Source organism: Xanthomonas arboricola pv. populi (genome assembly GCF_002939945.1).
Lineage (GTDB): Bacteria > Pseudomonadota > Gammaproteobacteria > Xanthomonadales > Xanthomonadaceae > Xanthomonas > Xanthomonas arboricola_A.
The window spans coordinates 744433-768033 of record NZ_MDEB01000001.1; the positions used below are offsets into that span (position 1 = coordinate 744433).

Here is a 23601-nt window from a genome sequence, read left to right on the forward strand (position 1 = left end):
CCTTACGCGACGACAAGCGCCCTAACCCACGACCTCCGCACGCGGCGAGCGACGCAGCCTTACGAACAGCCGCAGCAACCCCATTGCCAGGAACACCGCAGACAGGCGCAACGCCATGCCCAGCCAGCCACTGGCGGCCGAATCGGAGACGGCAAAGACGGTCCAGGCCGCGTTGAGCGAGACATGCAACACCCAGCCGCTCCAGATCGTGTAGCCATCCTGCGCGTCGACAATGGCAAACAGCAGCGCACCGACACCGGTAAGGGCGAAGATCAGCAACGCCTCGCCGCCTCCGCCACCTGCGCCGAGCCAATGCACGCCGCCAAACACAAGCGCCTGCACCAGCGCGGCGGTCGCCGGGCGCCAGGCCAGCGCGCGGCAGGCAAAGACGAAGCCAAAACCGCGAAAGACGATTTCTTCGGCCAGCGGAAACAGCAGCGCCAACCACAGCAGGCCCAGCAGATCGTCGGTGCCGACCGAGCTGGACTGAATCCACAGCCCCAGCCAGCACGGCAGTGTGGCCAGCAACGTCAGCGCCGGGCCGCGCACGCCGTTCCAACGCAGCCCCAGACATGCCGCGAGTTCGCCTGGCATGCCAGGACGCAGCACTACCGCTGCGACCAGCACAACCACCACGCTGAGCAGATTGTCGGCAATCCCGCCGCCGTAGGGCACCGGAATCTTCGGGATGGGCAGACCCATGGCCTTGGCCACATCGCGCACCTGCAGCGCGACCAGCAGCACCACCAACCAGACAACATGCCGACCGAAGCGACGCGAGGGTGTATCGAGCGGCATGCAGACGTCCTTGCGTGCAAACAGCGTGCGACTATACCGCTGGCAGCGACATCGCCGCAGTGTCAGGTTGCATGCGCCGCGACAGCATCCCGCCCGCGTCGCGCGCCGGCTGCATGCCGCGATGCAATGCGACGCTTACCGCGGCTCCAGCGAGGCGCGATAACGCAGCAAGGCTTCCGGCGCATCGGTCTGGATGATCGACACGCCCTCGCGGTACAGGCGACCCCACACCTTGTCCGGGTCGCGCCCGGCATCGGCGTCGCCACCGTAGCCGGCGATGAAGCCTTCCCACAGCGAGTTGACCATCAGCCGCACGTTGTGTGCCTTGCTCACTGCAACCAACGCCGGCAATTGCGCTGCTGTCATCTTGGGCAGCTCGAACGCGACCGGATGCGCGTTGCGTGTCTGCGCAGTGGCAATCGCTGCCAGATCGGCAGTGCCATGGGCCTTGATCAGGATCGGGAAGAAATACACGGTGTCGAACGGCAGCATCGCCGCCAGTGGCGGTGTGGCGATGCCGGCTTCGGCCTTGACGATCACCTGGTGCTGCATGCCGGCACGGGCAACCGCATCGACCACCTGCACGTAGATCGCATCCTTGACGTCCAGATTGAGCAGGATATGGCCCTTGGACCTGGCCAGCATCTGCTCGAGCGTGACCACGCGTTGATCAGTCAGCGGTGCCTGCGCGCCACCTTCGTCGCTGCGCAGCCGCAATTTTTGCAGGTCGGCCAGGGTCAGCTCGGACAGCTTGCCGGTGCCGTCGGTGGTGCGGTCCACGGTGGCGTCGTGCAGCATCACCAGGGTGCCGTCGGCAGCGCGGCGCACATCGGTCTCCATCACGTCGGCACCGATGGCGATGCAGCGCTCCAGCGCGGCCAGCGAGTTCTCCGGTGCGCTGTCCTTGAACCCATGCTCCGGCGCCGGCGCGTGGCAACCGCGATGGGCCACCACCACGATGCCGCCGTCCGGATTGGTCAGCCGGGCCTGGATCGCGGCGACACCGGTGGGCGCTGCGCTCGCAGTGGTGGCAAGCGCCACGCACAGCATGGCCGCAAGGGTGGCGACAGAACGTAAGGTCATCGAACGACTCCGCTTGAAAGAATAAACAGAACGACTGCGCGTGCGTCGAGCGAGCGCGGCCGATGCACGGTGCTCGGTGCGGCATCCACCCACCTGCACACTCCACTTTTTTCCGAGCCGCCCGCACGCATCTGACGACCGCTGGCGACGCGTCATTCGCCGCGCTTAGAACGTCGGCGTGAAGCGCAACCCGAACCAATAGGTGGTGGGCACCGAATAACTGTCCTTGAGCAGGTTCTGCCCGGGGCCGGTCACGCTGGTGATGCGGCTGTGGGTGAGGTTGCTGACCTGGCCGATCAGGCTGAGCTGTTTGCTGAGCGCATAGGTCGCGGTGACATCCAGCTGCGAACGCGGTGACCAGTACAGATCCTGCCAATCGATATTGCTGACGATGGCGCGCAAGGCCTTGCCCTGGCGATTGTAGGCCGCACGCAGCTCCAGCCCGCCGGTGTTGTAGAACAGCGTGGCATTGGCGGTGTAGTCGGGCTGGCCGACCAGGTTGTCGAGCTTGCGCTCGCGCTGGCGCACATTGCTGCCGCTACCGACGCTATAGGGCACATCCAGGCTGCCATCGAGCACCGCAACATTCGCGCTGAAACCGACCCCACTCAACCACGGCGCGATGGGCGCCAGGGTATTGACGATGCCGTTGAACTCCACCCCGCGGATACGCGCCTTGGCGGCATTGGCCGGCGTGCTGATCAACGCGTTGGCGTAAGTGGTGCCGTCGAACGTGACGCTGTCGGTGCGCGAAAGCGTAAAGATCTCGTCCTGGATGCGCTTGTCGAACACGGCCGTGGACGCAAACGCGTCGAAATCACCAGGCAGGCGCCATTCCAGCGACAGATCCAGGTTATTGGACACGCGCGGCTTGATGTCCGGGTTGCCGATGGTGACGGTGACGCCTTGCGCATTCGGGTTGCCGGCATCGGCGGTGTTGACGAAGCCGATCGAGGTGCGCGCCGCGTACGCATCGTAGGGCGGGCGGCCGAGCGTGCGGCTTGCACCGGCGCGCAGGTCCAATGCATCGGTCAGGTGATAGGTCATGATCGCGGACGGCAGCAGATAGTTGTAATCCGCATCGGTCGGGTTATCGACATACACATAGCGGTTGGTCGCGGTATCCAGCTGGCGCTGGCGACCGACCGTATCAAGCCTGGTGCTGTCGAAATGCAGGCCAGCCTGCACGTTGAAACGCTCGCTGCGATAACTGACCAGGCCGTAGCTGCCGAAGATTTTTTCGGTATGCGTGAAGTTGTCCTGATTGCTGAAGGCCTGCTGGTCGGTGCTGTTGAACGCGCTCAGCGGCGTCGCAGCCAACGCGCGATTGGCCTTGTCAGGATCGATGGTGATCAGGTTCAGGCCGGCATAGCGCATCGGCGCCCTGCCGGTGCCCGCCACATCGGCCAGGCCGAACGCCGGCGCGCTGGTGTTGGGCTGATATTCGACCCGATAGATGTCGTAGGACGGTTTATCGGTGGTGTACGACACGCCTGCCGCAAAGCCGATGCCTTGATCGCTCTCGCCCTGATTGAAGCCGTAATCGAGCCGACCGGTAAGAATGCGATCGGCGGCAGTGCGTTTATAGTCCGGCCGCCAATACGACAGGCTGTAGTTGCCCAGATCGTTGTAGGCCTGCGGCGACACACCGAAGCGCTGGTCGAAGCCGGAAGTGTCGTAGTCGAATGCGTAATTGGGCGTGGCATTGATGGTTACACCGCTGCCTGTCTGGCCCACCGGTACCGGCGCGGCGCGGGTGATGCCGGTGGCGTACTTGATCATGCGGATCGGCTCGTCGTAGGTCGCATCGGACCACGCGCCGCGCGCGGAGAGCTGCTGCCGATCGGTGGGCCGCCAGATCGTGCCCAGTTGCGCGACCTTGGTGCGCGTGGTGACGATCTGGTTGGAATAGCCCACTTCGATATCGCCACCGGGATAGCTGCCGGAGGTGGCGGTCTGATTGGACACCTGGCCACGCTCGCGCGGGTCGATCAGGACCTCGTTGCGCTGCATGTCGTCCTTGAAATAGTAATAGCCGGCCATTGCATAGGCTTCGAGCGCGGCACTGGGATGCACTTCGAACTTGCCGGTGACGCCATAGCGGTCGCGCTGATTCTGCACGTACCAGTACTTGTCCTGCTGCGGCACCGCCCAGCCATTGCCGAGATTGGCGCCGGTCTGCAGCACGCCGTTGTTGTCGTAGAACCCGTAATGCACCGTGTCGGTGGTCATATGGGTTTCGGTGTAGCTGCTCAGCGTCTGGTAGTTGGCCGACAGGGTGACGCCGTACTGTTGCTCGCTGCCGAAGGTGCGGCTGCCGGTGGCGTTCAAACGATAGCCGGGGTCGTCCTGATCGCGCGGCTTGCCGACATCGTTGGCGTGGCCGAGCGCGGCTTCGGCGCTGAAGAACGGCTTGCCGCCGTTTTCGAACGCGCTGCGCGTCTTGAGGTTGATCGCGCCGCCAGTTGCGTTGGGGTCCAGGTCGGGCGTGAAGGTCTTGACCACCTGCAACTCGCTGACCATCGACGCCGGCAGCAGATTCAGACGCACGCCGCGGGTGATCGAACCGAGCGTGCCGTTCGGCGTGCCGGGCGAGGCGATGGTCAGCCCGTCGATGGTGACGTTGTTGTAGGACGGGCCCAGGCCGCGCAAGACCGGTGTGGCCGCCTCGTCGCGCGGATGCTCGTTGTCGGTGGCCGGCAATACCGACAGGCCGGGCACGCGACGCAGCGCTTCGACGATGGTGCTGTCGGGCAAGGCGCGTACATCGGTGGCGCTGATCACGTCGGTGATGTTGGTCGCCGCCCGCTTGCTTTCCACCGCGGCGGCATTGGCACGGCGCACGCCGGTGACCTGCATGGCATCGAGGGTTTGCATGCCGGTTCCGGTGGTGGCGGCCGGTGCGTCTCTACTGGATGCATCGCCTTGCGACGATACCCGCGATGCAGGGCCTATCGATGCAGCGTCTGTGGAATCAGCAGATGCATCTACTGACAATGGAGAACGTTGCTTTGCAGGCGCAACTTCAGCATCGGAGGTCGTTGCCTCGTCATTATTGGCTGTAGCTGTAGCTGGAGCTCCAGCTTGAGCTGCGCTCGCTAATGCGCTCGTGGTCGTGGCCATGGCCGCAGAAGACGTTTGAGCTGAGGCGTCGACTGGAATGGCCGCACGCGCGTTTGCGCATGCCTGCGAAACAGGCGAACAGGCCGCAATGGCCACGGCGAGAACGGACAGGTGCAAACGGTACGGATCGGAGCGCTGCATGGAATCCCGGGATCGCGCAGCAAGGGCGCCGCGCCGGTGAGAAAGCACGCCACCGTAGCCCGTAAAAATGACCCTTGCGTGTCGCTTGCATCGCATCGAAAAGACAGTGCGCAACGATGTCCCCACATGCGAAGCAGCGGCTCTGCTGGCGTAGGAGCGCGCTTGCGCGCGATAAGGCTTTCCCGGTGATTCCGCATCGCGCGCAAGCGCGCTCCTACGCGAGCCAGATGGCATCCCAGAATGGATAGGCGCCCACCCGTTCAACCAGCCCGGCGCGTAGCGGACTGGCGATCAGGTAGCGAGCCACGCTGCGCAGATCGTCGTCCTTGCGCAAGGCACGGTCGTGGTAGGCGCGCGTCCAGACCGCATCGCGCACCCCGCGTTGCTCATTGACTGCACGCGTGCTTGCTGCCTTCATGCATGCCACCGTCCGCGCCAATGGCGTCGCATCTCCCAACTACACCAACCAGTGGACATGGTCCGGCATCAGCACCCAGGCAAGCAACGTGGCATCTTCTGGAAGCGCGGCGACGAACGCGCGGCACGCTAACGCGGCCAGCTGAAAATCCTCGAACACACGTCGCCGCTGGCAGGTTGTGACGGTGAGGAGATAGCAGCAATTTGCCAGCGAGCGACGGCCACGACGTAGCGCACGATGTCCCGCGAAAGTAGAGCTGATCATCGATGCATGCTGGCCCACCCCTGCAAGCGCTTGCATGGGAATCGGACGCTCGCTTCGGTGAGAAAACTTCCAAACGTAGGAGCGCGCTGGCGCGCGATGGGCGTTACCGGGAGGCCTCATCGCGCGCAAGCGCGCTCCTACGTTGATGCCCTACGGCTGCACCACCGTCATCGTCGCCGGCGTGCTGCGCCCCACGCCGCGCAGCTCGGGGCGGTACATGTCTTCCACCAACGATGGCGGCACCGTGTAGGTACCCGGCGTGACGGCGCGCACCAGGTAATACAGCTGCGCCTTGCTGCCCGAGGAGAGCGCCAGCGCGGCCACATAACGGTCGTCGCGGAACTCTTCGTGCTTGACGTCGGCAGCGCTGGAACGCTCGCTGATGCCGATGCCGTCCACCACCACATCGGCCCACTGTTTGGCATCGCCGAGATTGAAGTTCTCGATCTCCAGCCCGGCCGGCAACAGGTCGGTCAGCAAGGCGTCGGGCATGTCGCTGTTGGCGGTGATGGCCACGCGCACGATCAACGCCTCGCCTTCCTTCAATGCACGCGGCGCCCACGGTTTGCCGTCGGTGGTGTACCAGCTGCGCTCCACGCTGAGGGTGCGCGTGTCCGGCTCCGGCGCGCTGCGCGGGATGCCGGCCACTTCCAGGCTGGCGTACATCGGGGCCTCGCCCTGCGGCGCAAACTGCACGCCGCGCGCCAAGGCGGCGCTGTCGAAACTGCGCCCGAACAGGCGCGCCGGAGCGATCTCCTGCGCCTGGCCGCCCACTGTCAAGGTGCCGGAGACCTGCTTGCCCTGCCCGACCATCAAGGCCTTGCCCAACCGCGCCAGCGCCACCTGTTCCTGGGTGCTCAACCACAGCCAGCCGGTGGCGCGACGCGCATCCAGCGCGCGGCCCAGCGCAACAGCGCGGGTGTCGTACTCGGGCTTGGACAAGCCACGCTCGTGCAGCAGCGCCATCATCAACGCATCGTCGCGGATCGCACTGCCGTAATCGGCGAAGTACGGCGGACGCTCGCTGCTGTCCTTGGCAAAACCCGCCTTGATCGCCGCCTGCCCACGCCTGGTATCGCCCTGCAGCGACAACGCCGCACCCAGATGCACCAGCGACAAGCCGGTCAGCGCCTTGTCGCGCTGGTTGTCGTACAGCGCGCGCAGCGTGCCCAACGGGGCGCGATTGACGCGTGCCAGCACGTAGCCGGACCAGGCCTGGTTGGCGAACTTCAGGCTATCGCGGCGGTCCTGCCCGTAGAACTCGTTGCCACCGGACAGCAGGTCTTCGCTGAGCCGATTGAGCGCCTTCTGCAGCACGTTGTCGGGCACCGCAAAACCGGCGTCCTTGGCATCGAGCAGGAACTCGGCGATGTACGGGGTCAGGCCCGGATTGACGTAGCCGTCGTCGCCCCACATCGAAAAATGCCCGCTGGCGATCTGCATCGAGGCCAGGCGACCGAATGCGCCTTCCATGCGCTCGCGGCGCTTGGCCGCTTCCAGCCCCTTGGTGCCCAGCGCCCTGGCGGTGGCATCGTCGAGCAACAGCGCGGCGTAGCCCTTGCTGGTGGTCTGCTCGGCGCAACCATACGGATAGTCCAACGCACCCTGCAAGGCGCTGGCGAAGGGAATCGGCGGCAGCGGGCTGACCACCATGCGCGCGGTCACCGAGCCGGCCATCAGGCCATCGGCAAAGCCGCTGTCCAGGCTGATCGGTGCCAGCGGATCGAGCACGCGCGTCTGCGCACGCAACACCTGCGGCCAACCGGCACGCACCGGCAGGTCGTAGCTGCGGTCGGCCTTGAAGCCGTTGCCGTCCACACGCACGCGCACCTTGGCCACGCTATAGCCTTCGGTGGCGCTCAGCGGGAAGCTCAGCGTCTGCTTGGCATCCACACCGAGCTTGACGCTGCGCGCCGCCTCGGCAATGGCCAGCGGGCCGATCCCGTCCACGCGCACATTGAACTCGCCCGGCTTGCCAGTGAAGTTCTGCACATCCAGTGTCACCGTGCTGCGGTCGCCCGGCGCCATCACGCGCGGCATGCTCGCCTCGGCCAGGATCGGCGCGCGCACCACGGTTTCCATGGCCTGATTGCCGAACCGCGCATCCGAATACACAAACGCCGAGACCCGCAGCGTGCCGTTGAAATCCGGCACCGGCAGTTGCACGCGCGCATTGCCACGGGCATCGAGTTTCACCGAGCCGGAGAACAGGTCCACGGTCTGCACGCGCGCGGTCGGGCGCTTGGCCTGCGGCAAGGCTTCCAGCGCCATGTCGCCGCCGAACTTGAGCTTGCCGCTGGCGCCTTCGAAACTTTCGATCACCCGCCCGTAGATATCGTACGCATCGGTACCCAGGCGACGCTGCGCAAAGAATTGCGCGTTGGCATCGGGCACCGGGAAGCGGGTGATGTTGAGGATGCCCACGTCCACCGCCGAGATGGTCACGTGCGCGGCCTTGCCGGCCAGCTCCGGCACGCTCACCGTCACCGGCAAGGCCTGCTCGGGGCGCATCTGCTTGGGCGCAGCCAAGCCCACCGCGACACGCCGCGCCTTGCGGTCCATCGGCACATACGCCACGCCCACCGCGCGCGCCGGGGTGATCTTGCTCGGCGCACTGCCGCCGCGGAACACCAACGCGGTGACGTACACATCGTGGCGTTCCCAGGCTGCCGTCACCGGAATGTCGAACGTGCTACCCGGCTTGACGTCGATGTCCTGCACGTACAGCAGCTTGTCGCTTTCCACCAGCAACACGCCCTTGCCGGCATGCGGCGGGGTCAGCGTGACGGTGAGCGTGTCGCCAGCGCGATAGGCGGTCTTGTCCAAGGCCAGCTTGACCTTGTCCGGGCGCGCGTCCAGGCCGCGGTTTTCGTCGTTCCAGCTCCAGCCGGCGCGGAACGGGTAGCGCGTGGTCAGCCCGGTGGCCGGGTCGAACACGTCCAGGCGGTACTCGCCCCACTCCACCGGGACCTCGAGTTTGGCATTGCCGCCGGCGATATCGAGCGTGCGCGTGTCCTTGTTCTCGAAGCGACGGGTGAAGTCGTAATCCCAATGGTCGTCGGTGTAGTTCCAGTGATAGTCGCGCAGCTCGCGTACCAGCGTGGCCTTCAGGCCCTTGGCCGGCTGCGGCTTGCCATCGGCGTCCACGCGGGTGAGTTCGAAGCGTGCGGTGCCATTGGCATCGGTGCCGTCCTTGTCGTCGAACAAGGGGCGCACGCCGACCAGCGCCTTGGCCGGCCACAGCACGCGCTTGACGGTGCGGGTGACGGTGCGCCCGCCGGTCTCGTAGACGCTGCCCGAGACCACCGCGGCAATCGTGCTGACCGGCCTGGCTTCGGCGGGCAGCGCGATGTCTTCGCGCAACACGCCGTCGCTGCCGAACGTGGTATCGATCACGTCCTTGGCTTCGCGCGGCAGTTCCAGCGTGGGGTCGCCGAAGAACCAGCCGGGCAAGGACGCGAGCGGATGCTGCTCGACGCTGACCGCCAGCTTGGCGGTGAAGCGGTTGCCGTCGGCCGGCGCGCCATACAGGTACGCGGCATTGGCGACCAGCGTGAACGGCTGGCCGGCGCCGAGGGTCTTCTGCGTGCTGTCCAGGTCCAGCTTCATGCGTTCGGGCAGGAACTCTTCCACGCGCACGGTCATGCCCTGCACGGCGTCCTTACTGGCCGGATCGGTGCGGAATTCCACCTGCCAGCGGCCGGTCGGCGCATCGGCCGGAATCTGCTGGGTGAACTCGAAATAGCCCTGCTCGCCCGGCTGCAGCCTGGTCTCGCGGAAGGTCTTGCCGTCCGGCTGCTTGAGGCGCAGGAACACCGGCTGCGGCTTGGTAGGCTTGCCGTCGTTGTCGCGTAGGATCGCCGACACGCGCATGGTCTCGCCGGGGCGATACAGGTCGCGGCCGGCCCAGGCGAACACGTCGAACCACGCGCTGTCGCGCCCGGCCACCGCGAATTCACTCAGATCCAGTGCCGGCTGATTGAACGGCAGCACCGAGATATCGGTCTTGCTGCGCGCTACCAGCACGTGGCCGGCATCGAGCGTGTAGTTGAGCAGCGCATTGCCGTTGCCGTCGGTGGCGCCCTTGAGGAACAGCTCGCCCTTGGCATCGAGGACGCGCACTTCCACGTTCTTGATCGGCTCGCCGCTCTGCAACGAGGCGGTGTGCACGAACAGCTTGTCCTTGTAGGCGCGCGTGTGCAGGCCGATGTCGCTGACGGTGAAGAAGGCGGTATCGAAGCCATCGTCGAAACTGCCGGCGCGCTTCATCACCGCAAAGTACAGGCCGGGCTCCTGCAGCTCCTTGATGTCCTGCGTGGGCAGGTAGGTCAGCACGCGCTCGTTCTGCTTGCCGCCAAGAATGAAACGATTGACGTAGACCGGGTCGGCCAGCTTGGACAACGGCTGCTTGTCGCTGTAGTCGCTCTCCAGCTCCCAGCTGCCGCGACGGCCGCCGCGCTGGAACTGCTGGAAGAACGCCGGCAGCGACTTCTCGCGCACGCGCAGGAACTCCACGTCCACTTCCGGCACGTTGACCGACACCACCGGCAGGCCGCGGCTCTCGCGCGCCGGCAGCACGCTGCCTTGCGAAGCGAACCCGGCCACCGGCTTGAGCGCGCCGGTGTAGACCTTCTGCTTGAGCGGCTTGCCCAGGCGGCTGCCATCGGCCGCCAGCAGGTTGGCGTCGACCAGCACGGTGTAGTCCTTGGCCGCTTCCACGTACGGGTAGCGCAACGTCTTGCCGTCATCGGACAGCGACCAGCTGCTGTCGCCGGTGCCGACCTTTTCCTCGAAGCGCACCAGCGCATCGAAGTCCTGGGTGCCGACCAGCGGCCGCGAGAACTCCAGCGCCAGCGACAGGCCGTCGCTGGTCTGGTCGGGATAGGCGCGCGCCAGCGCAAAACCGGTGATCGCCTGCTTGTCGGCCTTGATCGCCTCGCCACTGGCGGCAGGCAGCTGGCCGCTTTCGTTGCGCTTGCACGCCACCGCGCCGATCGCCACGCACAGCAATACCACCCACAGCAACATGCGCCGCGTGCCCGACCACCTCATCCCTGATTCCCTGCTGTCCATTCGCGCTACCCCATGACTGAGGACGTAAGTATAGCGATGCCGTTCACGTCACTGATCGTGGCCATGGGGCAGCGCAGGGATTGACCGATGGGCGGTGATCATGCGCGGCCGGGCGAGCGTTGCGATGTAGCGGCACGCCCGACCGACGGTAAACGCATTGGTTTTGCTAGCCGGATTCTTTAGATGCAGTCAAAGCCTGGTTGGTCGAGTGCGCGGCGCCCTCACCGCTCGCGGGACACGCCGTGAATCCGTCCATGGAGGCTCGGTGGCGGCATCCATGCCGCCACACGGTCCCGCAATCGGCGAGGGCACCGCACCAGACAGTTGCCGGTTGTTTTGTTGAACACCATGTCCACCGACCATCTCGACTGGTCCTTGCCCGCCCACCGTCGCGGGACCTTACGCAGCATGGATGCCGCGTAAGAGCTTACAGGGACGTTGCAGCGTGTCCCGCGATGGTGGGCGGGCAAGGTCCCGGCAGCCAGGTTGCAGCCCTATCGCCCAGCAACTGGCCCATCAGACGCAAACGAACTCGTTCTGCTCGACGCTCTTAGTGCAACTGCAACAACGTGCGCATGTACATCTCGATCAACGCCGACTTGTGCGCGCGCAGGCAGGCCTGCACGTTCGGCGTGCCTACGCCTTCGCGGGTGTAGCCCTGCGCATCGACGTCCAGATACAACGGCGTGGTCGGGCACAGGTCGGGGCGCAGCAGCCAGGCCACCGGCACTGCGTCGAACAGGGTCGGCGTGGCGCTGGCCCAGGGCTGGTCGGTATTGCGCCACTGGTAGTACAGCTGGGTGAGCGCATCGGTGAGCCCATCGCCATGTGCAAACAAGGCGATGCGCTCGGGTTCTTCCAGCGTGATCTGGGTGGCGTCCAGGGGCAGCAACACGATCGGCACGCCGGCCGCGAACACCCGCTGCGCCGCCGGTACATCGGCCAGGATGTTGTACTCCGGCGCTGGCGCGCTGGCCGGCCGATAGGCCGACTTGCCGTAGCCGACGCGTACCGACCCGCCCATCGCCACGATGCGCTTGAGCTTGGCAAAGCCGGCCGGGTCGCGCTGCTGCGCCACTGCGGCGTCGGTCATCGGCCCCAACACCAGCAAGGTCACCTCACCGGGATGCAGGCGCGCCTGCTGCAGGATCATCGCCGCCGCATCCGGCAGCTTGCCTGGCAGCTGTCCCCTGGCGGCCCAGCGCGCCTGGCTGAAGGGGATCGCGCTGGTGGTGCGTGCACCCACCGCCAACGGAATCTCGCTGCGCCCGGCCTGCTGCAACAGGCGCTGCAGCAACTGCGCGCGCAAGCCGGTGTCGCCCCAGGCCGATGCGATGCCCAGGACACGCAGTTGCGGGCTACGCAGCAACAACCCCAGCGCAAACGCATCGTCGATGTCGTCGCCGATATCGGTGGAGACCACCAGCAACTCCGTGGACGTGGGCGTTGGCGGCGCCTGCGCCGCAGTGGCAGCAGGTGTCTGCGCCCATGCCACTGCCGATGCGCACCATAGCCCCAGCATCCACCACGCGTTTCGCCATCTCCGCTGCATGCACCGACTCCTGCGACCATAAAAAACCGCCGGCATGTTGGCCGGCGGTTCGATAGTGCTACACCACCACGCCGATCAGAAGTTGGCGCGGAACTGCGCACCGACGATGCGCGGGTCGTTGATGAAGCCGGTGAGGTTGTTGAAGTCGATCGCACCGGTCACCCGGATCTGGTTGGTGCAATTGCGGCAGAACACCGACAGCTCGTACGCACCCGCGCCCCAGTTGTAGCCGATCTTGGCGCCGCCCTCGACCAGCGGCTGGCCGGTGAACTCCTTGGAGTCGTACAGGAAGAAGTTCACTTCGCTGCGGTAGGACCAGTCGGTGTAGAAGAACAGCTCGCCGTCGTTGCCCATCGGGATGCCGTAACGCAGAGTGGCGTTGGCCATCCACTTGGCGGCCTGCGGCAGATCGTTGCCGTCGATGATGGCGTTGCCGGCCGCGTTGAGCGGGTCGGTCACGGTGCAGCTGCGGCACACGCCCACCGACAGGGCCGGGTCGTCGATGCGGGTCCAGTTGTAGGCGCCGCCGGCGGTGACGCGCAGGTTCTGGGTGAGCAGCGCTTCGAAGTCGAACTCGGCGCCGCGCGCCTTGGTCTTGTCGGCATTGAGCAGACGCACGTCGTTGGAGACGCCGCCCACCGCGGTGAGCTGCTGGTTCTTGACGCGGAAATCGTAGATGTCGAAGCTCAGACGCGCGCGGTTGTCGAACAGGTCGGACTTGATGCCGATCTCGAATGAATCAACCGTCTCCGGCTCGGCCACGGTCAGCGGCGCGGTGCCCGAGGGCACGCCGAAGCTGGCGCCGCGGAAACCGCGTGCGGCACGGGCGTACACATTGACGTCGTCGTTGATGGCGAAGGTGGCCGCCAGATCGCCGGTGACCTTGGAGTTGTCGGTCTCGCCGCTGGACGGTTCGACCAGGGTGACACGGTCCAGCGCCAGGACGTCGAAGGTCTTCTTGTCGTAGGTGTAGCGGATGCCGGCGCGCAGGTTCAGGCGATCGGTGGCCGCATAGTTCAACGAGCCGAACGCCGCCCACGAGGTGTTGCGCTGGCGGGTCAGCTGGTAGCTGGCCAGATCGCCGCCGCTGAAGGTGTTGTAGGTGTAGTTTTCGCCTTCCACATCGTCGTGGAAGTAGTACAGGCCGGCCTGCCAGTTGAGCGGGCCCTCGTACTGCGATTCGGCACGCAGTTCCTGGCTGTACTGGTCCAGGCTCTTGATGCCGCCGGCGGTTTCCACCGGGAACGGAATCACGCCCGGGCCGGACGGCGGTGCGAACACCGCGCCGAAGCCGCCGTCGATGTCGCCGCGGCTGTAGTACTTGCCGATGCCTTCGTAGGCGGTGATCGAGTGCAACGCGATGTCGCCCAGGTCCCAGGTCAGATTGGCGCTGCCGCCGTAGGTCTGCAGTTCCTGGTTGTTGGCGCCGTCGATGAAGGACTTCTCTTCATCAAAGCCGTCCACCAGCTGGTTGGTGCCGGGCTGGATGACGTTGGCGCGGAACAGCCGCGCGGTGCCGTCCAGGTGACGCGCATGCGCGTTGAACAAGGCGCTGAAATCGTCGCTGGCCTGGTACAGCAGCTGCAGGCGCACGGCCGAATCGGTATAGCCTTCCAGATCGCGGCCGTCGCGGTTTTCCACCCAGTCGTCGCGACGCTGGCCCAGCGTGGACAGACGCGCCGCCCAATGCTCGCCCATGGCGATGCTCAGGCCGCTTTCCAGGGTCATGGTGCCGTAGGTGCCGTACGACAGGCTGGCGTAGCCGTCATTGGCGCCGATGGTCGGCTTGACCGAATTGAACTTGACCACGCCGGCCGGCGTGTTGCGACCGAACAGCGTGCCCTGCGGGCCGCGCAGCACTTCCAGGCCTTCCAGATCGAAGATCGGGAAGCCCTTCAGGAACGCGTTTTCCTGCACCACGTCGTCATAGATCAACGACACCGGCTGCGAGGCGTAGGTGTTGAAATCGGTGTTGCCGTAGCCGCGGATGTACACGCGCGGGAACACACGTCCGTTGGACGATTCGATGTTGAGGCTGGGCGCCTTGCCGGCGAGCACGCGGATATCCGAGCCGCTGGTGGAGATGGCATCCAGAAATTCCGGACGCAGCACCGATGCCGAGACCGGCACGTCCTTGGAATCTTCCGAGCGGCGCTCGACAGTGACCTTGACCGCGTCCAGACGCACGACACCGTCGTCGCCAGGCGCCTGCTGTGCAGCGGCATGGAACGGGAGAAGGGAAGCGACGGCAACGGCGAGCGCGCTGATCTTGAGCGACCGGCTGGCGGACATGGGAAGACTCCGAATTCGGTTGGCGGGGCGGCCTGATCTGCATGCCGCGTTGCAACAGAATTAACACGATTTACACAAATTTGGCAGAGCGCGTGCGAAAAAGTTTTCCGAATTCGAAAATTCGTTCGAATTAATGCAACACGCGGATGCAATTTGTGGATTGCGCCGGGCCCGGTCTCAGCAGGCGATCAGCCGACCCGGGCGGAGTCGACCGGCAGCCGCACCCAGCCTTCCATCAACACCCGCGCGCTACGGCTCATCAACGCCTTGGTCACCTGCCACTGGCCGTCCACCAGCTGGGCCTCGGCGCCGACGCGCAAGCTGCCGGACGGATGCCCGAAACGCACCGCAGAACGCGCCGCACCGCCCGCCGCCAAGTTGACCAACGTGCCGGGCACGGCTGCCGCAGTGCCAATCGCCACGGCGGCGGTGCCCATCATGGCGTGGTGCAACTTGCCCATCGACAGCGCGCGCACCAGCAGGTCGATCTCGGCCGCGTACACCGGCTTGCCGCTGGACGCGGTGTAATCGGCCGGCGGCGCCACGAACGCCACCTTCGGCGTGTGCTGCCGCGTCGCTGCGTCTTCCACCTTCGCAATCAGGCCCATCCGCACTGCGCCGTGCGCACGCAAGGTCTCGAACATCGTCAATGCGCGAGGGTCGCCATTGATCGCCTCCTGCAGCTCGGTGCCGGTGTAGCCCAAGTCGCGCGCGTTGACGAAGATGGTCGGAATGCCGGCATTGATCAGCGTCGCGGCGATCGTGCCCAGGCCGGGAATTTCCAGCTGGTCGACCAGCTTGCCGGTGGGGAACATCGCACTGCCCTCGCCTTCGGCATCGTCGGCCGGGTCGAGAAATTCCAGCTGCACTTCGGCGGCAGGAAAGGTCACCCCGTCCAGTTCGAAGTCGCCGGTTTCCTGCACCTGGCCATCGGTCATCGGCACATGCGCCACGATGGTCTTGCCGATATTGGCCTGCCAGATCCGCACCGTCGCCACACCATCGCGCGGCACCCGCGCGGCATCGACCAGGCCATTGGCGATCGCAAACGGCCCCACCGCTGCCGACAGGTTGCCGCAGTTGCCGCTCCAGTCCACGAATGCGCTGTCGATGGACACCTGCCCGAACAGATAGTCCACATCGTGCCCGGCGCGCTCACTGGCCGATACGATCACGCTCTTGCTGGTGCTGGAGGTCGCCCCACCCATGCCATCGATCTGCTTGCCATACGGATCAGGGCTACCGACCACCCGCAGCAACAACGCATCGCGCGCGGGCCCGGGCTGCTGCGCGGCAGCGGGCAAGTCCTGCAAGCGAAAAAACACGCCCTTGCTGGTGCCGCCACGCATGTAGGTGGCGGGGATGCGGAGTTGGGGAAGATGAGTCATGGGTTTGGTCTGTCTCGGTTGAGCGTTATCGCAGCGTAGACGCGCCGACTGCGGCGTTGCCCGAGGCTCTGCACGAAACGCGGGTCAGAACACTCAGGGGTCGTCGCTCATCCACATAGGAATATCGCGCTGCATCTGCAGCACACGCCAGATGACGATGTCCGTGTCGCGTTCGATGTAGAAAATCAAATAGGGAAATCCCTTGATCGGCCACACACGCAGGTCCTGCAGCTTCAGCAGCACCGCATGTCGACTGGAACCGACACCGGGGTGCTGCATCAGCGTGGTGACAGCCGATTCCAGCGCGTCGGTAAACGCCAGTTCCAGCGTGAGCCCGGCCTGTTCGCCATACCAGGCAGCGGCTTCGTCGACGTCGTGCAGCGCCAATGGACGCCAGCGCGCCGGCTTCACTTGGTCGCAGTGCGCGCCTTGGCGCGCTCACGCATGCTGTTGAAGAAATCAGGCTCCATCGCCACGACTGGTCCGGAGTTGGCCCCGTCCAGCAGCAACCCACGCAGCTGTTCCACATCGCGTTGCTTGCGGATCAGTTCGCGCAGGTACTCGCTGCTGGAACCGTAGGCATGCTCCAGGACTTGCTGATCAACGAACTGCTTGAGCTCGTCAGGCAAAGAGATGTTCATCGTGGCCATGCGACCTCCTGATGGCAAAGATTGCCAAAGTGTGCGCGTCTGGTTGGGTGAGTGCAAGCAGGCGACCTGGTGTCCTTGAGCATCGGAGGTGTCAGGCCACTGAGGCTTCCAGAAAATCCTGCGCAAAGCGCTGCAGCACACCGCCCGCCGCGTAGATCGACACTTCTTCGGCGGTATCCAAGCGACAGGTCACCGGCACCTGCAACTGCTCGCCATTACGGCGATGGATCGACAGTGTCAGCGTGGCGCCTGGCGTGCGCTCGCCGACCACATCGAAGGTTTCACTACCGTCGATGCCCAGCGTCTTGCGATCGGTGCCCGGCTTGAACTCCAGCGGCAACACACCCATGCCGATCAGGTTGGTGCGGTGAATCCGCTCGAAGCCTTCGGCCACGATCACCTCCACCCCGGCCAGACGCACGCCCTTGGCGGCCCAGTCACGCGAGGAGCCCTGGCCGTAATCGGCACCGGCAATGATGATCAGCGGCTGCTTGCGCGACATGTAGGTTTCGATCGCCTCCCACATGCGCAGCACCTGCCCTTCCGGTTCCAGGCGCGCCAGCGAGCCTGCCTTGACCTGTCCATCGACCACCGCCATTTCGTTGACCAGCTTGGGATTGGCGAAGGTGGCGCGCTGCGCGGTGAGGTGGTCGCCGCGATGGGTGGCGTAGGAATTGAAGTCTTCCTCCGGCACGCCCATCTGCGCCAGATATTCGCCGGCCGCGCTGCCGGCCAGGATCGCGTTCGACGGCGACAGATGATCGGTGGTGATGTTGTCGCCCAGCACCGCCAACGGGCGCAGGCCCTGCAAACTGCGTGCACCGGCGAGCGCGCCTTCCCAATACGGCGGGCGCCGGATGTAGGTACTGGTCGGCCGCCAGTCGTACAACGGACTGACGCGGATGCCCTGCCCCACGCTGCGCTTGAACATCGGGTCATAGACGCTGCGGAAGTGTTCCGGCTTGACGCTGCGCGCCACCACCGCATCGATCTCCGCATCGCTTGGCCACAGATCCTTGAGCGTCACCGCCACGCCATCGGCGTCGATGCCCAGCACATCCTTTTCGATATCGAAGCGCACCGTCCCGGCGATGGCATAGGCAATCACCAGCGGCGGCGATGCCAGGAACGCCTGCTTCGCATACGGATGGATGCGCCCGTCGAAATTGCGGTTGCCCGACAACACCGCGGTGGCATACAGATCGCGGTCGATGATTTCCTGCTGGATCGCCGGATCCAGTGCGCCACTCATGCCGTTGCAGGTGGTGCAGGCAAACGCGACGATGCCGAAGCCGAGTTGTTCCAGCTCGCCCAACAGGCCGGCTTCTTCCAGATACAATTGCACCGCCTTGGAGCCCGGCGCCAGCGAACTTTTCACCCAGGGTTTGCGCGTCAGTCCACGCGCGTTCGCGTTACGCGCCAGCAAGCCGGCGGCAATGACATTGCGCGGGTTGGAGGTATTGGTGCACGAGGTGATCGCGGCGATGATCACCGCGCCATCGGGCATCTGCCCCGGCACGTCGTCCCACGCAGCGGCGATGCCACGGTTTGACAGCTCGCTGGTGGCCACGCGCTTGTGCGGATTGGACGGCCCGGCCATGTTGCGTACCACGCTCGACAGGTCGAACTGCAGCACACGCTCGTACTGCGCAGTCACCAGGTCGTCCGCCCACAGGCCGGTGTGGCGCGCGTAGATGTCCACCAGTGCGATCTGTGCGTCCTCGCGCCCGGTCAGACGCAGGTAATCCAGCGTCTGCTGGTCGATATAGAACATCGCCGCGGTGGCACCGAATTCCGGCGTCATATTGGAAATGGTCGCGCGGTCGCCGATGGTCAGCGCGCTGGCGCCGGCTCCATAAAACTCGAGATAGGCACCGACCACACGTTGCTGGCGCAGGAATTCGGTCAAGGCCAGCACGATGTCGGTGGCGGTGATGCCGGGCGCCGGCCGGCCCAGCAATTCCACGCCGATGATGTCGGGCAGGCGCATCCACGACGCGCGCCCCAGCATCACATTCTCCGCTTCCAATCCACCTACCCCGACCGCGATCACACCCAGCGCATCCACATGCGGGGTGTGACTGTCGGTGCCTACGCAAGTATCGGGAAACGCCACGCCGTCGAGCGTGTAGATCACCGGCGACATCTTCTCCAGATTGATCTGATGCATGATCCCGTTGCCCGGCGGAATCACTTCCATGTTTTCGAACGCGCGCTTAGTCCATTCGATGAAGTGGAAGCGGTCGGCGTTGCGACGATCTTCCACGCTACGATTCTTGGCGAAGGCCTGTTTGTCGAAGCCGGCGTATTCCACCGCCAGCGAGTGATCGACGATCAACTGCACCGGCACCACCGGGTTGACCTGCGCCGGGTCGCCACCCTGCTCGGCGATCGCATCGCGCAGTCCGGCCAGGTCGACCAGCGCGGTCTGCCCAAGAATGTCGTGACAGACCACACGCGCCGGAAACCACGGAAAATCCAGGTCGCGCCTGCGCTCGATCAACTGGCGCAGGTAGGCCTCCAGCATCTGCGGTTCGGCGCGCCGCACCAGATTCTCCGCATGCACACGTGCGGTGTACGGCAGCGTTGCATAGGCGCCGGGCTGCAGCGCATCCACGGCGGCGCGTGCATCGAAATACTCCAACGAGGTGCCCGGCAAGGGCTTGCGGTACTGGCTGTTCATGGCTGGCGATATCACAAAGCGGGCGGGGTCTGCTGTTGCTGTTGCTGTTGCTGTTGCTGTTGCTGTTGCTGTTGCTGTTGTTGCTGTTGCTGTTGCTGTTGTTGCTGTTGTTGTTGCTGTTGTTGCTATTTCTGGCGCTGGTGCTGCTGCTCGTATTACCAGTCACCACGTGCGGCTCGCCACTCTCCCTTCTCCCGCAACGCGGGAGAAGGTGCCCGAAGGGCGGATGAGGGCCGGTCGCAGGCAGCAGCTTTCAGGAGCGCTGATCCAGCGGCACGAAGACCCGATCTTCCGGGCCGGTGTAATTCGCAGAAGGCCGAATGATCTTACCGTCCACGCGTTGCTCGATGATATGCGCGCTCCACCCGGCGGTGCGTGCCAGCACGAACAGCGGCGTAAACATCGCCGTCGGCACGCCCATCATGTGATAGCTGACCGCACTGAACCAATCCAGGTTCGGAAACATCTTCTTGATGTCCCACATCACGCTCTCCAGGCGCTCGGCGATGTCGTACATCTTGCGGCTGCCCTGCGCCTCGGAAAGCTCACGCGCCACGTCCTTGATGACCTTGTTGCGCGGATCGGACACGGTATAGACCGGATGCCCGAAGCCGATCACCACTTCCTTGCGTTCCACACGCGCCTTGATGTCGGCCTCGGCTTCGTCCGGCGTGTCGTAGCGCTTCTGCACCTCGAAGGCCACTTCGTTGGCGCCGCCATGCTTGGGCCCGCGCAGTGCGCCGATGCCACCGGCGATGGCGCTGTACATGTCGCTGCCGGTGCCGGCAATCACCCGGCTCGCAAATGTGGACGCGTTGAACTCGTGCTCGGCGTACAGGATCAGGCTGGTGTGCATCGCACGCACCCACGCATCCTTCGGCGCGAATCCGTGCAGCAGATGCAGGAAGTGCCCGCCGATCGAGTCGTCGTCGGTTTCCACCTCGATGCGCTTGCCGTTGTGGCTGTAGTGATACCAGTACAGCAGCATCGACCCCAGCGAGGCCATCAGCTTGTCGGCGATGTCGCGCGCGCCGGGATGATTGTGATCGTCCTTTTCCGGCTGCAGGCAGCCCAGCACCGACACGCCGGTGCGCATCACATCCATCGGATGCGCCGATGGCGGCAGCTGTTCCAGCGCGACCTTCACTGCAGCCGGCACGCCGCGCAGCGAGCGCAGCTTTGCCTTGTAACCGCGCAATTCGCCATTGTTGGGCAGTTTCCCGTGCACCAGCAGATAGGCGATTTCCTCGAACTCGCTGGTGGTGGCCAGATCCAGAATGTCGTAGCCGCGGTAATGCAGATCGTTGCCGCTGCGCCCCACCGTGCACAGTGCGGTGTTGCCTGCAGCCGTGCCGGACAGGGCGACGGATTTCTTCGGCTTGAAGCCGGGACTGACGGTGTCGTTCATGCGATGCGCTCCCAAACGGTGTCGTGTTGCGGTGTCACGGATGAAATGGCCGAACCTGCACGCAGCAAGGCGCGATCATGCGCCTTTGCGTGCAAACAGCCCGTCCAGGCGCTGTTCGAAGGCGTGGTAGCCGATGCGCTCGTACAGCTCTTCGCGCGTCTGCATGGTGTCCAGCACGGCCTGCTGGTGGCCATCACGCCGGATCGCGGTGTAGACCGCCTCGGCCGCCTTGTTGGCCGCACGGAACGCCGACAGCGGAAACAGCTGGATCGCCACGCCGGCCTGCGCAAGCTGGTCGCGCGTGAACAGTGGTGTCTTGCCGAATTCGGTGATGTTGGCCAGCACCGGCACGCGCACCGCATCGACAAACCGCGTGTAGGTGTCCAGGTCGTACGCGGCCTCGGCGAAGATGCCGTCGGCACCGGCCTCCACGCAGGCGAGCGCACGCTCGATCGCCGCATCCACGCCTTCCATCTGGATCGCATCGGTGCGCGCAATCAGGAAGAACGCCGCATCGGTCTTGGCATCGGCCGCCGCCTTGACCCGGTCGACCATCTCGGCCTGGCTGACGATCTCCTTGCCCGGCCGATGCCCGCAACGCTTGGCGCCGACCTGGTCTTCGATATGGCAACCGGCCGCGCCCGCCTTGATCAGCGACTTGATGGTGCGCTCGATATTGAACGCGCTCGGCCCGAAGCCGGTATCCACGTCCACCAGCAGCGGCAGCTCGCAGACATCGGTGATGCGGCGCACGTCGATCAGCACGTCTTCCAGCGTGTTGATGCCCAGGTCCGGCAACCCCAACGAGCCGGCCGCCACACCGCCGCCAGACAGGTAGATGGCCTGATAGCCGGCGCGCTGCGCCAGCAGCGCGTGGTTGGCATTGATCGCGCCGATCACCTGCAGCGGCGATTCGGCAGCCAGCGCAGCGCGGAAGCGCGTGCCGGCGGAAGCGGTGGGTGAGGACGTCATGGCGATTCCAGGGTTGGGATGCGGGGGCAGGGCGCAAATGGCATGCCAATGCCAAGTCATTGATTTGACAGGACTAGTCATTGCCTTCTGTTGCAATAATGCAACGCGTCGAGCAAGATGCAACATCATTGCAACGCGACACCACCGATGCGCAGCCCCCGATTTATCGAGCCTACGGAGAGCTCTCCCCCCGTCATCTGGACCGTCAGCGTCTCTCGCCTGACCGGCCTGCTGGCCGATGTCATCCCCGAGTTCGACCAGCGCGCGCGCATCGAGCAGATCAACCTCGGCTTTGCCGAGGCCGTGGAGGTCATCGGCCAGCGCCTGCGCCGCGAGCGCTGCGACGTGCTGGTCGCCGGCGGCTCCAATGCCGCCTATCTGCGCAGCCGGCTCGCACTGCCGCTGGCGCCGATCCAGGCCACCGGGTTCGATCTGATGGAAGCGCTGGCGCGCGCCCGCCGCATCGCACCGCGCATCGGCGTCGTCACCCACGCCACGGATGTGCCCTCATTCCGCGCCTTTCAGGACAGCTTCGATCTCGACATCGAACACCGCCGCTTCGTCACCGCCGAGGACGCGCGCGACTGCATCGCCGACCTGCGCGCCAGCGGCATCCAGGTCATCGTCGGCACCGGCATGGCGATCGATTTCGCCGAGCAGGCCGGCCTGCCCGGCGTGCTGCTGTATTCGGCAGATTCGGTCCGCCTGGCGCTCGAGCATGCCATCACGCTGGGTAGCGCACCCGGCCACGATCGCACCGCAAGCCGCACCAGCACGCGCCGGGTGCGGCGCACCGACGCACTGCTTGGCGAAGACGCTGCAATCGCGCATGTGCGCGAGCTGGTGCAGCTGTACGCCCCACATCCGGGCACCGTGTTGATCAGCGGCGAGACCGGCACCGGCAAGGAACTGGTCGCGCGCCAGTTGCATGCCGGCAGCCGCCGACGCGGCCGCTTCGTCGCCATCAACTGCGGCGCCATCAGCGAATCGCTGCTGGAAGCGGAACTGTTCGGCTACAGCGACGGCGCCTTCACCGGCGCACGCCGCGGTGGCCATGTCGGCCTGATCGAAGCCGCGCAGGACGGCACGCTGTTTCTCGACGAAATCGGCGAACTGCCGATGCCACTGCAGACACGCCTGCTACGCGTCCTGGAAGAGCGCGAAGTGCTCCGGGTCGGCGCCACACTGCCGGTGGCCGTCGACGTGCGCGTGGTCGCCGCCAGCCTGCAACCGCTGCAGGCACTGGTCGAACAGGGGCGCTTTCGCCGCGATCTGTTTTATCGCCTGGCAGCGCTACGCATCGCGTTGCCGCCGCTGCGCAATCGCCCCGACGAGATCGCGCTGTTGCTGGCGCATTACTTCCGGCAACTCGGCACGCTGCCGTCGCCGTTGTCTCCAGCAGCGCTGCAGCGGCTGCAACAGCACGCCTGGCCGGGCAACGTGCGCGAACTGCGCAATCTGGTCGAGCGCCTGTGCATTCATTGGAAGGCCCAACCGGACGACAGCCTGGGCCTGGATCGATTGGAAAGCTGGGCACCTGAGCTGTTCGATATGCGCATTGGCGACAGCGCGGCAACACCCGAACATACCGATCTTGCAACCTCGCGCATGCAACTCACTGCAGCAGCAGTCCGCGCAGCGCTGGATCGCGCACACGGCAATCGCGCCCTCGCCGCACGGGCACTCGGCGTCTCGCGCACGACGTTGTGGCGCTGGATGCAGACGCACGCGTCCCCATCACGTGCTTGAGAGGCAG

Annotated in this window: 14 protein-coding genes and 1 pseudogene; 2 read left to right on the forward strand and 13 right to left on the reverse strand. The window is 65.3% G+C overall.

Translation table 11 applies throughout. The features are described from left to right. Nucleotides 1-21 precede the first annotated feature (21 nt). The 11 genes and pseudogenes from XaplCFBP3123_RS03475 to acnD all read right to left on the reverse strand — a co-directional run bounded on the left by XaplCFBP3123_RS03475 (nt 22) and on the right by acnD (nt 19465). A complete protein-coding gene (locus XaplCFBP3123_RS03475) occupies nt 22-798 on the reverse strand; it encodes a CPBP family glutamic-type intramembrane protease (RefSeq protein ID WP_253254125.1) in 777 nt (258 codons plus the stop codon). Between the two features lie 135 nt (nt 799-933). Beyond that, nucleotides 934-1881, reverse strand: coding sequence for a glycerophosphodiester phosphodiesterase family protein (locus XaplCFBP3123_RS03480; RefSeq protein WP_172453067.1), 948 nt, complete (start codon nt 1879-1881; stop codon nt 934-936). 165 nt (nt 1882-2046) lie between these two features. Continuing rightward, nucleotides 2047-5145: a TonB-dependent receptor gene (locus XaplCFBP3123_RS03485; RefSeq protein ID WP_104532799.1), complete on the reverse strand. Its 3099-nt coding sequence runs from the start codon at nt 5143-5145 to the stop codon at nt 2047-2049. A gap of 214 nt (nt 5146-5359) precedes the next feature. Further along, nucleotides 5360-5827, reverse strand: a pseudogene (locus XaplCFBP3123_RS21820) (REP-associated tyrosine transposase). Between the two features lie 150 nt (nt 5828-5977). Beyond that, nucleotides 5978-10879 carry an alpha-2-macroglobulin family protein gene (locus tag XaplCFBP3123_RS03495; RefSeq protein WP_172453068.1) on the reverse strand — a complete coding sequence of 1634 codons (4902 nt, stop codon included), beginning with the start codon at nt 10877-10879 and terminating at the stop codon, nt 5978-5980. A 571-nt stretch (nt 10880-11450) separates the two neighbouring features. Continuing rightward, a complete protein-coding gene (locus tag XaplCFBP3123_RS03505) occupies nt 11451-12422 on the reverse strand; it encodes a nucleoside hydrolase (RefSeq protein WP_104532801.1) in 972 nt (323 codons plus the stop codon). Between the two features lie 105 nt (nt 12423-12527). Beyond that, nucleotides 12528-14744, reverse strand: coding sequence for a TonB-dependent receptor (locus XaplCFBP3123_RS03510; protein ID WP_104532802.1), 2217 nt, complete (start codon nt 14742-14744; stop codon nt 12528-12530). Between the two features lie 188 nt (nt 14745-14932). Further along, nucleotides 14933-16132 carry a 2-methylaconitate cis-trans isomerase PrpF gene (gene prpF / locus XaplCFBP3123_RS03515; protein ID WP_104532803.1) on the reverse strand — a complete coding sequence of 400 codons (1200 nt, stop codon included), beginning with the start codon at nt 16130-16132 and terminating at the stop codon, nt 14933-14935. A 93-nt stretch (nt 16133-16225) separates the two neighbouring features. After that, a complete protein-coding gene (locus XaplCFBP3123_RS03520; RefSeq protein WP_253254128.1) occupies nt 16226-16519 on the reverse strand; it encodes a type II toxin-antitoxin system RelE/ParE family toxin in 294 nt (97 codons plus the stop codon). A 20-nt stretch (nt 16520-16539) separates the two neighbouring features. Then, nucleotides 16540-16782 carry a type II toxin-antitoxin system ParD family antitoxin gene (locus tag XaplCFBP3123_RS03525; RefSeq protein WP_104532805.1) on the reverse strand — a complete coding sequence of 81 codons (243 nt, stop codon included), beginning with the start codon at nt 16780-16782 and terminating at the stop codon, nt 16540-16542. A 91-nt stretch (nt 16783-16873) separates the two neighbouring features. Continuing rightward, entirely contained in the window at nt 16874-19465 is a 2592-nt protein-coding gene (acnD, locus tag XaplCFBP3123_RS03530; protein ID WP_104532806.1) for a Fe/S-dependent 2-methylisocitrate dehydratase AcnD, read from the reverse strand. Nucleotides 19466-19506: 41 nt separating this feature from the next. Here acnD and XaplCFBP3123_RS21440 point away from each other — a divergent pair, with 41 nt between their 5' ends. Further along, the gene (locus XaplCFBP3123_RS21440) at nt 19507-19695 is read left to right on the forward strand and encodes a hypothetical protein (RefSeq protein ID WP_216361726.1); all 189 of its coding nucleotides are present in this window, start codon (nt 19507-19509) and stop codon (nt 19693-19695) included. A gap of 23 nt (nt 19696-19718) precedes the next feature. Here XaplCFBP3123_RS21440 and prpC read toward each other — a convergent pair whose 3' ends face one another. After that, a complete protein-coding gene (gene prpC / locus XaplCFBP3123_RS03540) occupies nt 19719-20873 on the reverse strand; it encodes a bifunctional 2-methylcitrate synthase/citrate synthase (RefSeq protein ID WP_104532808.1) in 1155 nt (384 codons plus the stop codon). A 75-nt stretch (nt 20874-20948) separates the two neighbouring features. Beyond that, nucleotides 20949-21845 carry a methylisocitrate lyase gene (gene prpB, locus XaplCFBP3123_RS03545; RefSeq protein ID WP_104532809.1) on the reverse strand — a complete coding sequence of 299 codons (897 nt, stop codon included), beginning with the start codon at nt 21843-21845 and terminating at the stop codon, nt 20949-20951. A gap of 147 nt (nt 21846-21992) precedes the next feature. On the opposite strand from prpB, the gene prpR reads away from it, so the two are divergent. Further along, on the forward strand, nt 21993-23594 hold the full coding sequence (prpR, locus tag XaplCFBP3123_RS03550) for a propionate catabolism operon regulatory protein PrpR (protein ID WP_104532810.1): 1602 nt from the start codon (nt 21993-21995) through the stop codon (nt 23592-23594). Nucleotides 23595-23601 lie beyond the last annotated feature (7 nt).